The 14,624-nt window shown below is 65.0% G+C and carries 14 protein-coding genes; 5 read left to right on the top strand and 9 right to left on the bottom strand.

The annotated features are described in order from the left end of the window. Nucleotides 1–56: 56 nt before the first annotated feature. Together BN2156_RS00785 and BN2156_RS00780 are read right to left on the bottom strand one after the other, a co-directional pair. A complete protein-coding gene (locus BN2156_RS00785) occupies nucleotides 57–1,265 on the bottom strand; it encodes a CaiB/BaiF CoA transferase family protein (protein WP_090509210.1) in 1,209 nt (402 codons plus the stop codon). Next, entirely contained in the window at nucleotides 1,262–2,737 is a 1,476-nt protein-coding gene (locus tag BN2156_RS00780; protein ID WP_090515289.1) for an aldehyde dehydrogenase family protein, read from the bottom strand. Before BN2156_RS00780 ends, BN2156_RS00785 begins: the two co-directional genes overlap by 4 nt. 266 nt (nucleotides 2,738–3,003) lie before the next feature. On the opposite strand from BN2156_RS00780, the gene BN2156_RS00775 reads away from it, so the two are divergent. The 5 genes from BN2156_RS00775 (at nucleotide 3,004) to BN2156_RS00755 (ending at nucleotide 6,703) form a co-directional block, all read left to right on the top strand. Beyond that, nucleotides 3,004–3,705, top strand: a complete 702-nt coding sequence (locus BN2156_RS00775; RefSeq protein WP_090509208.1) for an SDR family NAD(P)-dependent oxidoreductase — start codon at nucleotides 3,004–3,006, stop codon at nucleotides 3,703–3,705. Nucleotides 3,706–3,753: 48 nt separating this feature from the next. Then, on the top strand, nucleotides 3,754–4,626 hold the full coding sequence (locus BN2156_RS00770; protein ID WP_090509206.1) for a mycofactocin-coupled SDR family oxidoreductase: 873 nt from the start codon (nucleotides 3,754–3,756) through the stop codon (nucleotides 4,624–4,626). Between the two features lie 34 nt (nucleotides 4,627–4,660). Further along, a complete protein-coding gene (locus BN2156_RS00765; RefSeq protein ID WP_003880083.1) occupies nucleotides 4,661–4,855 on the top strand; it encodes a ferredoxin in 195 nt (64 codons plus the stop codon). A gap of 31 nt (nucleotides 4,856–4,886) precedes the next feature. Then, the gene (locus tag BN2156_RS00760) at nucleotides 4,887–6,248 is read left to right on the top strand and encodes a cytochrome P450 (RefSeq protein ID WP_090509204.1); all 1,362 of its coding nucleotides are present in this window, start codon (nucleotides 4,887–4,889) and stop codon (nucleotides 6,246–6,248) included. Between the two features lie 116 nt (nucleotides 6,249–6,364). Further along, the gene (locus tag BN2156_RS00755; protein ID WP_162490701.1) at nucleotides 6,365–6,703 is read left to right on the top strand and encodes a hemophore-related protein; all 339 of its coding nucleotides are present in this window, start codon (nucleotides 6,365–6,367) and stop codon (nucleotides 6,701–6,703) included. Between the two features lie 89 nt (nucleotides 6,704–6,792). Here BN2156_RS00755 and BN2156_RS00750 read toward each other — a convergent pair whose 3' ends face one another. The 7 genes from BN2156_RS00750 to BN2156_RS00720 form a co-directional block, all read right to left on the bottom strand. Next, on the bottom strand, nucleotides 6,793–7,572 hold the full coding sequence (locus BN2156_RS00750; protein ID WP_090509201.1) for a spirocyclase AveC family protein: 780 nt from the start codon (nucleotides 7,570–7,572) through the stop codon (nucleotides 6,793–6,795). 129 nt (nucleotides 7,573–7,701) lie between these two features. Further along, nucleotides 7,702–8,580, bottom strand: a complete 879-nt coding sequence (locus BN2156_RS00745; RefSeq protein WP_090509199.1) for a mycofactocin-coupled SDR family oxidoreductase — start codon at nucleotides 8,578–8,580, stop codon at nucleotides 7,702–7,704. Between the two features lie 8 nt (nucleotides 8,581–8,588). Next, nucleotides 8,589–9,872, bottom strand: a complete 1,284-nt coding sequence (locus BN2156_RS00740; RefSeq protein WP_090509197.1) for a cytochrome P450 — start codon at nucleotides 9,870–9,872, stop codon at nucleotides 8,589–8,591. 28 nt (nucleotides 9,873–9,900) lie between these two features. Continuing rightward, a complete protein-coding gene (locus tag BN2156_RS00735) occupies nucleotides 9,901–11,109 on the bottom strand; it encodes a cytochrome P450 (RefSeq protein WP_090509194.1) in 1,209 nt (402 codons plus the stop codon). Between the two features lie 12 nt (nucleotides 11,110–11,121). Next, the gene (locus tag BN2156_RS00730) at nucleotides 11,122–12,615 is read right to left on the bottom strand and encodes an aldehyde dehydrogenase family protein (protein ID WP_090509192.1); all 1,494 of its coding nucleotides are present in this window, start codon (nucleotides 12,613–12,615) and stop codon (nucleotides 11,122–11,124) included. Further along, a complete protein-coding gene (locus BN2156_RS00725; protein WP_090509190.1) occupies nucleotides 12,608–13,495 on the bottom strand; it encodes an SDR family oxidoreductase in 888 nt (295 codons plus the stop codon). The genes BN2156_RS00730 and BN2156_RS00725 overlap by 8 nt, the downstream gene beginning before the upstream one ends. Beyond that, nucleotides 13,488–14,624, bottom strand: coding sequence for a spirocyclase AveC family protein (locus tag BN2156_RS00720; protein ID WP_210436558.1), 1,137 nt, complete (start codon nucleotides 14,622–14,624; stop codon nucleotides 13,488–13,490). Before BN2156_RS00720 ends, BN2156_RS00725 begins: the two co-directional genes overlap by 8 nt.

Genomic DNA, 14,624 nt, shown 5'->3' with positions numbered 1-14,624 from the left:
AGCGACCACGACAGACGGGTTCCGGTGGAAGCGTTGAAGGGCATGGCGACGGCGGACTAGGTGACGGCGCCGGCGGTCTTGAGTTCGATGATGCGATCCCAGTCCAGACCCAGTTCCTGCAGTATGTCGTCGGTCTGCTCGGCGAAGCCCGGTGCCGGTCCGGTGCTCGGTGCCGTGACGTCGAATTGCACTGGGTTGGCCACCAACTCGAGCTCGCCTGCCTGCACGAGGTACTCGTTCGCCCGGATCTGGGCGTCCTTGGCGGCCTGCAGGGTGTCCTGCACCGGAGCCCACGGACCGGCCAGCGTCGCGAATCGCTCGCTCCACTCTGGCAAAGTCCGCTTCTTCATCGCTTCGGTGAGAATCTCGACCGCGTCGGGCGTGTTCTCCGCGAAGGATTCGGCAGTGGCGAACCTGGGGTCGTCGATGTACTGCTCGAGGTCCATGTGCCGGCAGACATCGGCCCAGAACTTCGTCGGCTGCATCATCACGAACGAGATGTATCGGTCGTCCGCGGTCGCGTACAGCCCGACCAGCGGGTTGATCGGCGAACCGTGCACCCCGGGCGGTGGTGTCACCATCAGCTGGTTCAGATGCTGGGTCAGCGCCACGGTGTGGCCCATCGACCACAGCCCGCTGCCCAGCAGCGAGACATCGACGACCGACGGCTCACCGGTGCGCTCCCGTTTGAGCAGGGCCGCGGCGATTCCACCGGCGAGGTTGGTCCCCGAGATGGTGTCACCGTAGGCCGGCCCCGGTGGGGCGATCATCCCCGCCATGCCGGCCGGCGTGATCGTCGCGGCGGTGCCGGCCCGGCACCAGAAGGCGGTCATGTCGTAGCCACCTTTTACCGATTCCTCACCGCGTGGCCCCAGTGCGCTGCCGCGCGCGTAGATGATGTTCGGGTTGACCGCGCGGATGTCGTCGACGTCGATGCCGAACTTCTCCCGGTGTCCGGGCAGGAAGCTCGTAAGGAACACGTCGGCCTTTTTCGCCAGCTCAAGCAGGATCTCCCGGCCTTCGGGCACCGACATGTCCAGCCCGATGCTGCGCTTGCCGCGGTTGGCGTGCTCGATGTTCGGGTTGGGGTCGCCTTCGACGCGTAGCGGCCCGGTCTGGCGCAGGCCGCGTTGCGGGTCACCGGTGACGGCGTGCTCGACCTTGATGACGTCGGCACCCCACTCCCCCAGCACCGCGCCGGCCGAGGGAACGAAACCGTACATCGCGACCTCGAGGACGCGGATACCGTGCAGCGGGCCGGTCATGACACCACCCGCGCGAACGTCTTGGCCTCCATGAACTCTTCGAGTCCTGCGGTCCCCATCTCCCGGCCGATGCCTGACTGCTTGAACCCGCCGAACGGACTGTCGGGGCTGAAGTAGTTGCCGCCGTTGATCGAGAACGTCCCGGTCCTGATCCGCCGGGCCACCGCCAGCGCGCGGTCCTCACTGCCGAACACCGCGCCGGACAGCCCGTAGATCGAGTTGTTGGCGATGCGCACCGCGTCGTCGTCGTCCTCGTAGGCGATCACCGCCAGCACCGGCCCGAAGACCTCTTCCTGGGCGATCTCACTGTCGGGGTCAACGTCGGCCAGCAGGGTCGGCGTATAGAAGTAGCCGGGGTCGACCTTCTCGCCGCCGGTGACCAGCGTGGCGCCGGCTTCGACCGCGCGCTTGACCATGCCGTCGACCTTGTCGCGCTGCTTCTCGCTGATCAACGGCCCCATGTAGGTCTTGGGATCGGTCGGATTTCCAAACCGCACGTGCCCAAAGTTGTTCTTGATCAGCTCGACGATCTCGTCGCGGTGTTTGGCCGGCACCAGCAGCCGTGAGGTCAGTGCGCAGCCCTGACCGGCGTGGGTGACCATGCTGAACGCCGAGAACAGTGCGGCGCTGTTGAAGTCGGCATCGTCGAGGACGATCGCGGCGGACTTACCCCCGAGCTCCAGGAACACCTTCTTCAAGGTCTCGCTGGCCGCGGCCATGATGCGCCGGCCCGTCGGCGTGGAGCCGGTGAAGGTGACCATGTCGACGTCGGCACTCGTGGTGAGCACCGCCCCCACCTCCGGGTCCGCACCCGACAGGACGTTGACGACGCCGGCCGGGATGTCGGTGTGGTTGGCGATCAGCTCGCCGAGTGCCAGCGTGATCAGCGGGGTGTCCGGAGCCGACTTGAGGACAACGGTGCACCCGGCGGCCAGGGCCGGTGCGAGCTTGGCCAGCGCCAGCTGGTTCGGATAGTTGTAAGCGATGATCGCGGCGACGACGCCGGCGGCTTCCTTCTCCACCCACCGGTGATGCTGCATGCCGCGGCTCTCGATGTTTCCGAGGTCCTCGGTCAGCGGGTAGGTCTTGAGCAGCTCGGCGTAGTACCGGACGATGTCGATCGGACCGTCCAGCTGAGCTCCGGCGCACAGTGCCGCGGTGGCGCCCACCTCGGTGGTGGTCAGTGCGGCCAGTTCGTCGCGGTGCTCGAGCAGTGCCCGGTGCAACTGCTCCAAGCAGTGGATCCGCAGTTCGGTGTTGGTGGACCAGTCGGTGTTGTCGAATGCGTGCCTGGCCGCGGCGACCGCGGCCTCCGCATCGGCGACCGTGGCGTCGGGTGCGTAGCCGAACACCTCACCGGTAGCTGGATTGACGGAAGGAAACGTCCGCGGCGTCTCGCGCAGCTCTCCGCCGATCAACAACTTCCGGTCAGCCCGCTGTTCTTGCGCGATGGTCGGCGCTTCCTGCTGCATCATCCTCCTCAGGCGATTCCCTACTGTGATGGAAACTGCATTCTCATCACCGGCGAATCATACATTCGCTCGATGAGAACTCAAGTGAAAGCTAGATCAGCTAGTCATGCCCTATTCGCTGGGGATCCGGCATCTGTGCAGGCGGCACGCAGGTTGGGCCCAGATCTTGCGGCGCAGCCCGATCCGAGAGTACGGTTCTCATAATCGGAAGGATGATTCTTGAGCCCTGAGAAAGCCCGGCTGCGCCCGGCGACCGGAGAACTGTCATGAAGAACGCCGTTGTCACCGGAGGAGGTTCGGGCATCGGGGCGGCCATCGCCGCCCGGTTGCGCGCCGACGGCCTCAATGTCGCGATTCTCGACCTGCAGCCATCAGACGACGAGTTCGCCCACGTCGCCGACGTGACCGACCGCGCCGCCGTCGACACCGCACTCAATGCGGTGCGCGCCCAACTCGGCCCGGTCTCGGTGCTGGTCAATGCCGCCGGCCTGGACTGCTTCAAGCGCTTCAGCGACATCTCGTTCGAGAAGTGGCAGCAGATCATCGACGTCAACCTCAACGGCGTCTTCCACTGCATCCAGGCCGCACTTCCCGACATGCTCGAAGCCGGCTGGGGCCGCATCGTCAACATCTCGTCGTCGAGCACGCACTCGGGCCAGCCCTTCATGTCCCCTTATGTCGCGGCGAAGTCCGCGGTGAACGGTCTGACCAAGAGCCTCGCGCTGGAACTCGGACCCAACGGCATCACGGTCAATGCCGTGCCGCCGGGCTTCATCGACACCCCCATGCTGCGCAAGGCCGAAGGCAAGGGCTTCCTCGGCGACACCGACCAGCAGATCGCCCAGACCCCGGTGCGCCGGATGGGCAAGCCCGAGGACATCGCCGCGGCCTGCGCCTTCTTCGTCTCCGAGGAAGCCGGCTACATCACCGGCCAGATCCTCGGTGTCAACGGCGGCCGCAACACCTGACGCGCACGCGGCGCGCACGAAACATTCATCAGCGAAAGGACATATGCAGTGGGCAATGCAGAAGGCCGGGTGGCCGGGAAAGTCGCATTCATCACCGGCGCGGCGCGCGGTCAGGGCCGCAGCCACGCGATCCGGCTGGCCGAAGAGGGCGCCGACATCATCGCCGTCGACATCTGTAAGAACTACGACACCGTCGGCTACCCGATGGCGACGGCCGAAGATCTCGAAGAGACCAAGAACTACGTCGAGAAGACCGGCAGGCGCATCGTCACCGCCCAGGCCGATGTCCGCAACGAGGCCGAGCTTCGGGCCGCCCTGGAGTCAGGACTGGCGGAGTTCGGCAAGGTCGACATCGTGGTGGCCCAGGCCGGCATCGCCGCGATGAAGGGCCAGCCCGCGATGCAGGCCTGGACCGACGGCATCAACACCAACTTCGTCGGCACCATCAACGCCATCCAGGTCGCACTGCCGCACCTCAAGGAGGGCGCCTCGATCATCGCGACCGCGTCGGCCGCCGCGCTGATGGATGCCCACAACAAGCCCAATCCCGGTGCTGATCCGGGCGGCATGGGCTACATGATCTCCAAGCGCCTCATCTCCGAGTACGTCCATGCGCTGGCCACCGAACTGGCGGTGCGCGGTATCCGCGCCAACGTCATCCACCCGACCAACTGCAACACCAACATGCTGCAGAGCGAGCCGATGTACCGCTCGTTCCGGCCGGACCTGGAGAACCCCACCCGGGCCGACGCCGAGCCGGTGTTCGGTGTGCAGCAGGCCATGAAGGTCAACTTCATCGAGCCCGAAGACATCAGCAATGCGGTGCTGTGGCTGGCCTCCGAAGAGTCACGGTTCGTCACCGGCATGCAGCTGCGCGTCGATGCCGGCGGTTACCTCAAGTGGTACGACTACCACGTGTGATGCGGTTCCAAATGATCCGAAAGGAGTTGCGGTAGTGAAGGTTTCGGTCGATGCCAGTCGCTGCCAGGGCCACACCCTGTGCTCGATGATCGCGCCCGACTCGTTCGTCCTCGACGACGTCGACGGTCACGCGTCACCAGTTTCCGACGTGGTACCCGCGGATCAGGAGGATGCGGTCCGCGAGGCCGCGCACTCCTGCCCTGAGCAAGCCATCGTCATCGAAGATTGACGACGACCGAATATCAAAGGGAGACAACGCCGTGAGCATCGATGATGTCACGACCGACGACGACCGTAAGAAGAACTCCTATCACTTCGACCGGCACACGCCGGAATACCGGTTGCAGTTCGAGAAGATCACCGAGGAGATGCAGTCCCGCTGCCCAATGGCATGGACCGACGTCTACAACGGGCACTGGGTAGCCGCCGACAGCAAGCATGTCTTCGAGCTGGCCCGCTGCCCCGTCGTCTCGAACCATCACGACATCAGCGGAGAGACGCCGTTCCAGGGCATCACCATCCCCAAAGCCAGCCGCGCGACGGTGGTGCGCGGCGGGATCCTGGAGATGGATGAACCCGAGCACAGCGCCTACCGCGGGGCGCTGAACCCCTATCTGTCACCCGCGGCGATCAAGCGGTGGGTGCCGTTCGTCGACGAGATCACCCGCGCGGCACTCGATGAGCACATCGAGTCCGGCGAGATCGACTTCGTCGAGCACCTGGCCAACGTGGTGCCCGCGGTGTTCACCCTGGCCATGATGGGCATCGAGCTCAAGAAGTGGAACGTCTACAGCGAGCCCACCCATGCATCGGTGTACACGCCCGAGCACTCTCCCGATCGCGAGAAGATCAACGAGCAGCACCGCGAAATGGGCATCGACATCATCAACAACATGATGGAGATCCGGGAGAACCCCCGGCCCGGGCTGGTCAACGCGATGCTGCAGTTACGCATCGATGGCGAACCGGCCCCGGACATGGAGATCCTCGGCAACCTGGGCCTGGTGATCGGCGGCGGATTCGACACCACCACCGCACTCACCGCCCACGCCCTGGAATGGCTGGGCCAGCACCCTGATGAGCGCACCCGGCTGAGCGACGAGCGCGCGACCCTCCTCGACCCGGCCACCGAGGAGTTCCTGCGTTTCTTCACCCCGGCACCCGGCGATGGACGCACGTTCTCCGAAGACGTCGAGGTCGAGGGGCAGCAGTTCAAGCAGTACGAGCGGCTGTGGTTGTCCTGGGCCATGGCCAACCGCGACCCGTCGGTGTTCGACCAGCCCAACGAGATCATCCTCGACCGAAAGGGCAACCGGCACTTCAGCTTCGGAATCGGAGTGCACCGCTGCGTGGGGTCGAATGTGGCCCGGACGGTGTTCAAGTCGATGCTCACCGCGGTGCTGGACCGGATGCCGGACTACGTGTGCGATCCCGAGGGCACCGTGCACTACGACACCATCGGCGTCATCCAGGGCATGCGGAATCTGCCGGCCACGTTCACGCCGAGCAAGCCGCTGGGACCGGGACTCGACGAGACCCTGGAGAAGCTGCAGCGCATCTGTAATGAGCAGGAGTTGGCCCGGCCCATCACCGAGCGCAAGGAAGCCGCCGTCATCGACTGAGCGGTTTCGCGACGACGCCTTGTACGTCGGCCGCCTGTTAACCTCGAATGAGGTCGGGTCCGGCAAACGTGCAAGGCGTCGCCTTATTGGGCGAACAACATGGGGGTTCCAAACAGGTGATCAAGTCTTCTGTCAAGTACATCGCGGCTGCTCTCGGCGGGCTGGCCGTTGCGGTTCCGCTGTCAGCAGGGGTGGCATCGGCCCAGCCCGACTTCAGCGGGGTCGTCAACACCACGTGTACCTACGAGCAGGTCATCGCCGCGCTCAACGCGCAGCGTCCTGACCTTGCCGAGCAGTTCAACACGTCTCCGTTCGCCCAGGGCGCGTTGCGCAATTTCCTGGCCTCGGGTCCCGTCGAGCGCCAGCAGACGGTGACCCAGCTGCAGGGCAGCCCGATGGCCGCGCAGTACTTCGGGCCGATCAACTCGATCGCGCGTACCTGCAACAACTACTGATCTCTGCGGCATTGTCACGTTGGAGTGGCTCTGGATCCTGACTGCCACTCCAGCGTGACAATCGCACGCCGGGACCAACCGCGGGCCGCCTATCTCGGCTGATTCGCGACGCCGGGGAACAATTGCTCGGTGGGGCCCACGGTGACCCACCCGCCCAGCTTGGTGACCAGGTGCGGCGCGAAGACCGAGGCATAGACCGCGTGCCCGACGACGATGACTGCGATCACCGACAGCACGGCTGATTGCAGCCTGGTCTTCGAGATCTTGTCCGCCCACATCTCGATGACGTTGCGGCCCTCGTCATCAGTTCGGCCCAGCAGATACGTGAACACCATCATCTGCACGCCCATCGCGATGGCGTCATAGATCGGGTACTGGTGCCTGGTCCCCTCCCACAGACCGAGTCCCTCGATCACGTAGCCGTAGTAGAACAGGCCGAGCCGCGCACCGATGATCGCGTTGAAGAACAACGCCCAGCAGAACCCGACGGCGAAGCCCACGAGCAACAAGGTCTGCGGCCGCCGCCAGTTCCACTTGCCGCTCGCCCAACGCCCCAGGGCCGCACCGATGATGGCAGGCAACACGAAGTACCCCATGTAGCCGACCGGCACCGCCGACGGGAGCCCACCCCAGGTCATGTTCAGCGGCCACCACGACGGCATCCTCGGCAGCGCGGGCGGAAACTGTGCGTACATCGCCCAGTCGTAGGGCGCCTCGATCCAGGAGAACGAGAGCGCCGAGATGCAGAGCAACAGCAACGGGTGCAGCCGCCCGCGTCGATAGCTCAGGTAGATCCCGACCGCCAGGAAGCCCAGGCCGGTGAGGTAGGCGAACGCGACTCCGGCCTTGATGAGGATGTCGACGTTCACCGGCCGGTCTCCTTGCGCGCCTCAGGGTCGAAATACAGCACCAGACCGACGATGAGGACGATCAGGACGAACAGGCTGCCCAGCATGATGATGGCGCCCACTACCACCTCCTTGTGTGATGTCCGGTTCTCAGCGGCCAGGTCCGTTGGGCCACTTGAGCAGTGAGCCCGCGTCCACTCTGATCTGCTGCCCGGTGATGTAGCGGCTGTCGTCGCCGGCCAGGAACACTCCGAGGTTCGCCATGTCCTCGGGCTCGATGTAGGGGATCGGCATGGCCTGGAAGATGGTGAACAGCGGTTCGGCATCCTCGCGGGTGGCCTTCTTGCCCTGCTGGGTGAGATCGGGCCGGAACATGGAGTACATGCCGTCGTTCTGCAGCAGGTGGGTGTTGCAGTTGGTCGGGTGAATTGCGTTGACCCGGATCATCTTCGGGGCCAGGTGCAAACTCATTTCCTCGACGTACTCGATCACGACGCGCTTGCTCCACCCGTATCCCGCTCCGCCGGGGCCCATGTTGGGGTTGTCGGTGGTGCCCCGGATCATGCCCGCGGTCGATCCGGTGACGATGATCGACGACCCTTCGGGCAGATGCGGGACGGTGACCGCGACGGTGTTCATCACGCCGACCAGATCGACGTCGGAGGCGTCGACGAACTGCATCGGGTCCGGGGCGCCCATCGCCATCGGCAGGATGCCGGCATTGGCGACCACGATGTCGAGCCTGCCGAGATCGGCGATGCCAGCCTCGACCGCGTCACGTAGTTCGTGGCGCTCGCGCACATCGGCGACACGGGCGACGATGCGACGGCCGAGTTCCTTGACGGAACGTTCGGTCTCGGCCAGGTCGTCGGGTGTGGCCAACGGGTAAGGGTTGGAAGGGATGTCGCGGCAGATGTCGACCGCGATGATGTCGGCGCCTTCGGCCGCCATCGCGATCGCATGTGCCCGGCCCTGCCCGCGGGCCGCACCCGTGATGAAAGCGACCTTGCCATCGAGTTTTCCGGTCATCTGTGCTCCTAGTGTGCTGGCCGGTCAGCGGCCGGTTTGAATTCGATGTGAAGCTCGCTGAGCCCGCGCATGATGAACGTCGGCTCATAGTTGTAACGGCGATCCTCGGCCGGGCCGTGGTGCTCGGTGGAGATCGTGATGTCGGACATCCGGTCCAAGATCCGGTTGAGCGATATCCGGCCCTCCGCGCGCGCCAGTGGTGCACCCGGGCACGAGTGCACTCCCCGGATGAACGCGATCTGCTCCCGCACGTTGGAGCGATCGGGCTGGAAGGTGTTGGGGTCGGGGAATTTCCGTTCGTCACGGTTGCAGGCTCCCGGCAGCACCATGACCGTCGTACCGGCCGGCACCTCGACGTCACCGATGCTCGTGGTCTTGCTCGCCATCCGGAAGTGCGATTTGACCGGGCTCTCCATCCGCAGTGTCTCTTCGAGAAAGGACGGAATCCTGGCCCGGTCGTCGCGCAGCATAGTCTCGAATCCCGGGTTGTCCGCGATGAACCGGACCGCCGAACTGACCAGCTTGGTCGTGGTCTCGGTGCCGGCGGCGAACAGGAATGTCGACAGGTTCATGACGTCCTCGATGTCGGGCGTCGATCCGTCCTCGTACTTGGCCTGCGCCAGCCCGGTCAGCACGTCCTCACGCGGCGCCCGCCTGCGGTCCTCGATGTAGGCATAGAACTTGTCGTTGAGCCACTGCAGGGGGTTGTGCGTGGTCGGCGCCTCCTTCCCTAGCTCGCCCACGGTCTCCAGCGCGAACGCCGCCTTGAATTCCTCGTGGTCCTCGCCGGGAACACCAAGCAGGTCGGCGATGACCAACAGCGAGAACGGCTTGGCGTAATCGGCCAGGAACTCGGCCGATCCGCGGTCGACGAACGTGTCGAGCTGCTGGTCGGCCAGCCGCCACATGAAGTCCTCGTTCTCCTTGAGGCGCTTCGGGGTGATCAGCTTGTTCATCAGACCGCGGGTGCGGGTGTGCAGCGGGGGATCCTGCGAGGTGATGTGCTCGCCCATCGGGACCGCGAGCCGGTGTTCCTCGATCAGCTCCGAGACGTCGTCACTGTCCCCCGGCCCGAACGGCAGGCCGGAGAACGGGCCCGCCACCGACACGCACGACGAGAACGCGGGGTCCTTGTAGACCGCCAGCGCCTCGTCATAACCGGTGACGGCCAGCACGTCGAACGGAGTGGCATGGGCGACAGGACATTTCGATCTCAGATGGTCGAAGTAGGGATATGGGTCGGGCACCAGCGCCGGGTCGGTGAAGAAGTCCACTGTCTCGAAGTCGGTCATCTCAGGCTCTCCTGGTCACTTTTCGTTGTCATCCGAACAGAACCGGTAACGACGTCGGCGACCGGAAGACCTGCCCACGTATGTGGGGGTCGTCTCCGTCTGGGTCGAGCCGAAGGTTGGGCAGCCGGTCCAGGAGAAGGTTGATGGCGGTGCGCATTTCGAGGCGCGCCAGGTGCATGCCGAGGCACACGTGCACCCCGTGGCCCCAGCCCAGGTTTCCCTTGGACGTGCGGAAGATGTCGAACTCGTCCGGATCGGACCAGCGATCCTCCTGCCGGTTCGCGGAGCCCAGCATAGGCATTACCGAACACCCTTCGGGGATGTGCACGCCGCCGAGTTCGGTGTCACACGTGGTGGTCCGAGTGATGGTCAGCAAGGGCGGATTCCAGCGCACCGCTTCTTCGATCGCCTGCGGCAGCAGCGACCGGTCGGCCCGGACAGCATCGAGTTGAGTTGTGTCCGAGAGCAACCCGAAGAGCAGGTTGCCCAGTGACCGGTACGTCGTCTCCACTCCGGCGGGCAACAGTAACCGCAGGAAGGAGAAGATCTCCTCGTCCGTGAGCTTTTCGCCGTCGATGTCGGCCTCGGCGAGCAGGCTGATCATGTCGTCCTTCGGCTGCGCGCGGCGGGCCAGCAGGATCGGGGCGAAGTACTCGCACAGCGCGGCCGACGCCGCCAGCCCACGCTCGGGGTTCATGATCCAGCTCAGCAGCGAGATGGACCATCGCTGGAATTGCGGATAGTCCTCCTCCGGCAGCCCCAGCAGTCCGGCGATGATCCGGCTCGGATAGTCGAACGTGAATTCCTTGACCAGGTCGACCTTGCCGTCGGCCGCGAATTTGTCGATGAGCTCGTTGGCGACGCGACCGACCAACTCGTCTTCCCAACGTGCCAGGGCCTTTTGCGAAAATGCCTTCGACACCAGCGAACGCAGCCGGCCGTGTACCGGTTCATCCATACCCAGCATCACTCGTTCACCGAGCACCGGGCCGAACGCTGCGATGACACCGGACGATGAGAACGTCAGATTGTCGCGCAGCATCTGCTGGGCATCCTCGTAGCGGTAGACAATGAACACAGGTAGACCGGCCTCCCCCGGCATAGCCGACATGTCGATCCGCTGGACCGGCTCCTCACGCCGGAGCCTGGCGAGCTCCGGGAACGGATCCCGGACGTCACCGGAGACGGCGTCGTCGAACGAGCCGAAGTCCTCTAGATCGTCGAAGAGCTGTTCCACAGACGTTCTCCTCTACTGCGCGGGGTACGCGACGGATTTCACTTCGGTGTACTGCTCGAATCCGGCAATACCGTTCTGGCGCCCGACGCCGCTGTCCTTGTAGCCGCCGAACGGGGTATCGGCGCCGTAGCCCGCGGTGCCGTTGAGCCCGATGAACCCGGCGCGCAGCCGGCGCGCGACGGCCAGCGACCGCTCCAGCGAGCCCGACATGACGTTGCCGGCGAGCCCGTACGGGCTGTCGTTGGCGATCCGGATCGCGTCTTCTTCGTCCTCGTAGGGAATGACGGCGAGAACGGGTCCGAAGATCTCCTCCCGGGCGATGGTCATCGAATTGTCCACATCGACGAAAAGGGTTGGGCTGACCCAAAATCCCTTGTCGAACTCCTTCGGTGCCTCGGTACTGCCGACGAGCATCGTGGCGCCTTCGTCGACACCCTTGCGGATGTAGCCGAGGATGCGTGACTGCTGCTTGGCCGAGATGACCGGACCGCACAGGGTTGCCGGGTCCTGCGGGTCCCCCGGCGCAATGTTCTCGTAGATGGCCTTCAGGATCGCCACGCCCTCGGCGTAGCGCGAACGCGGCAACAGCATCCGGGTGGGTGCGGCGCAGCCCTGCCCGGCGTGCAACAAGGGCCCGATGCCGATTAGACATGCGGAGTTGAACGCTGTGTCATCCAAGTCCTCCAACACGATCGTCGCCGACTTGCCGCCGAGTTCGAGGAACAGCCGCTTCATCGTCGCGGCGCCTTTTTCCATGATCCGTTTGCCGACGGCCGTCGAGCCGGTGAAGGAGATCATGTCGACCATGGGTGACAGGGTCAGTTCCTCGCCGACAAGGTGATCCGATGCGGTCACGACGTTCACCACACCCGCGGGGATGTCGGTCTTTTCGGCGATGAGGCGGCCCAGCCGTGTGGCGTTGAACGGGGTGTCCGGTGCAGGTTTGAGCACCACGGTGTTGCCGGTCGCCAGTGCCTGCCCCAGCTTGTTGACCGCAACCTCGAACGGGAAATTCCACGGCACGATGGCGCCGACCACTCCGATCGGCTCACGCCACACCTTGCGGGTGGTGTTCACGCCGGTGACCGACACCACGGTGTCGCCGAGATCGGTTTCCCAGGGGAAGGTTTCGATGAGCTTGGCCGGATATGTGAGTCCGTCGGCGAGCGGCGCATCGAGTTGCGGTCCGTGTGTCACGGCGCGCGGCGCACCGACTTCGGAGATGAGTTCCTCGCGCAACTCCTCCAGCTCACCCTCGATCGCCCGATGCAGTTGCTCAAGGCACCGCTTGCGGAGTTGGTGGTCGGTGGACCAGCTGGTCTCGTCGAATGACCGGCGAGCCGCTTCGATGGCGCGTCGCATATCGGCTTTCGAGGCATCCGAGACTTCTCCGAGCGCCTGTTCGTTCGCCGGGTTGATGTTGGTGAACGTGCCTGCCTCGCCGTCGACGAGCTTGCCGTCGATCAGCATTCTTGATTCGAATGTCGTCTTCACGGGGTCAGCCATGGCCGGATCCCTCTCCTCGGAGTGCGCCGAACCGCGGGATCCCCATCATCAGCCGGGTCAGCTGATGCAACGCCGCCGCGGGTAGCAAACGGTTGGCGATCAACAACATTCGCGCATCCGGCCCCACCGCGGACTTCGCGAATGGCTTTGATCCGTCGAGCGCTTTCGCCAGGCCCTCGGCGAACTTCTCGGGTGATCTCGCCGCCCGCTTCATCATGGCTCGCCCGCGCTTGTCCATCGTGCTGTGATGCCGAGCGTAGGGACCGTCGAGGTCGCGGTCGTCGGTCGTTCCCGCGTCGGTGATGATCTCGGTGTCGTATGTGCCGGTCACCAGAATCGTGACGCCGATCCCGAAGGGTGCGACCTCTCCCGCCATCGACTCGCCCCACCGCTCCAGCGCGCCTTTCACAGCCGAATAGGGTGCGGTTGCGGGCATTCCGCGTACACCGGCGGCACTCGAGATCAGCACGACGCGGCCCCGGCCGGCCTTCCGCATGGACGGGAGGAGCGCCTTGGTGAGCGCCACCGGACCGAAGATGTTGGTCGCGAACATGCGCTCCCACAGATCCGGCGATGTCTCCTCGACCATCCCTGCCGCCGAGATGCCTGCGTTGTGCACCACCGCGTAGGGGGCGCCGACGGCTTCGGTGATGCCCTTGGCCGCCGCGGCGATCGACGCGGCGTCGGTCAGGTCGAGTTGGATACCGATCAGCCTGTCGTCGTCCTGCGCGGCTCCGGCGGCCTCACGCAGCAGCGGCATTCCCCGATCCGGCGAGCGCATCGCCGCGACCACGCGCCACCCCTCGTGGTAGAGACGCGTGGCCGAGGCGAAGCCGAGCCCGCGGGACGCACCCGTGATGACGACAGTCCGCTCAGCCATCCTGGCCACCCGTCGCGCACCGGTTGCTCTTGGACCCCAACTCGACGTCGAGGTTGCGGGCCGGACCCTGCTGCCAGGTCGACCACTTTCCCACCGAGTACGGCCCCTCGGCTCCGTTTGCGCGATAGAACCCTTGCGGGTCATAGACCTTGGCTTCGGGGTAGGGCCACGGGCAGGCGACCGAGGTGGCCAGCCCGCTGGCCTTGATGGCCCAGAACCAGGCTCCGTAGGCGAAGTACGACACGTTGATGATCGCGAACATCACCAGGAACGTGCCGAGGACCGGCTTGGTCGGGAACAGCTTCACCTTCGCAGCAAGCTTCTCCGCCACCGATTTTCCGGTGTCGTCGCGGTACACCAGAATTGCCGCCGGGACCATCACGAAGGTCACCGACAGCGATTCCCAGATCAGCGGAAACTGGAAAGTGGTGCCGGGGAACAACGTGCCGAACGGGATCGCCTGCGAGTAGATGTACAGCCCGGTGCGCACCAGACTGACCTCCAGGATGGCATCGAAGATGAAGCCGATCACCAATACCAGGGCGCCCAGGCTGATGAGCGGATGCCGGGTGACGAACGCTTCTGGACCGCGCTTGGCCTGCCACTTCCTCAGGATCCAGATGGCGGGGAAGTACGGGCCGAAGTAGAACGTGACGTATCCGAACACGATGAACGGCTCGACGGTCGGCGACATCATGATCAGCGGCCAGGATTCCGGCCAGTGCAGCAAGATCGGGTTGTACACCGCGTATGGCGACCAGTTCATGATCGGGTCCTGCCACACGATCAGCGTCGTCACCAGGACCATCAGCAGCACCGGGCTGCCGGGGTTCTTGCGCCAGCCGCGGATGAAGACGATGGTCAAGACCAGAACCATGATCCCGGCACCGACCTGCGGGATGACTTGCCAGTGATCGAACCCGGTGAGGAACCCGACCGGACGAGGACGGCCCTCGACGTTCGGGTTGGCCACCCGCGGGTCTACCTCCGTCCGTCCCACAGCGGCGAACAACCCCAGGAAGCCCAGCCACGCCAACAGTGCGATCACCCGACCCCAGTTCGGGCCCTTGCGTTCCCGGATCGGTCTGTCGACCCGTGTGTCGGGCGGCAGTGATTCTCGGGTCGTCAC

The organism is Mycolicibacterium neworleansense (assembly GCF_001245615.1).
GTDB lineage: Bacteria > Actinomycetota > Actinomycetes > Mycobacteriales > Mycobacteriaceae > Mycobacterium > Mycobacterium neworleansense.
This window is presented reverse-complemented; position numbering and strand designations above follow the sequence as displayed.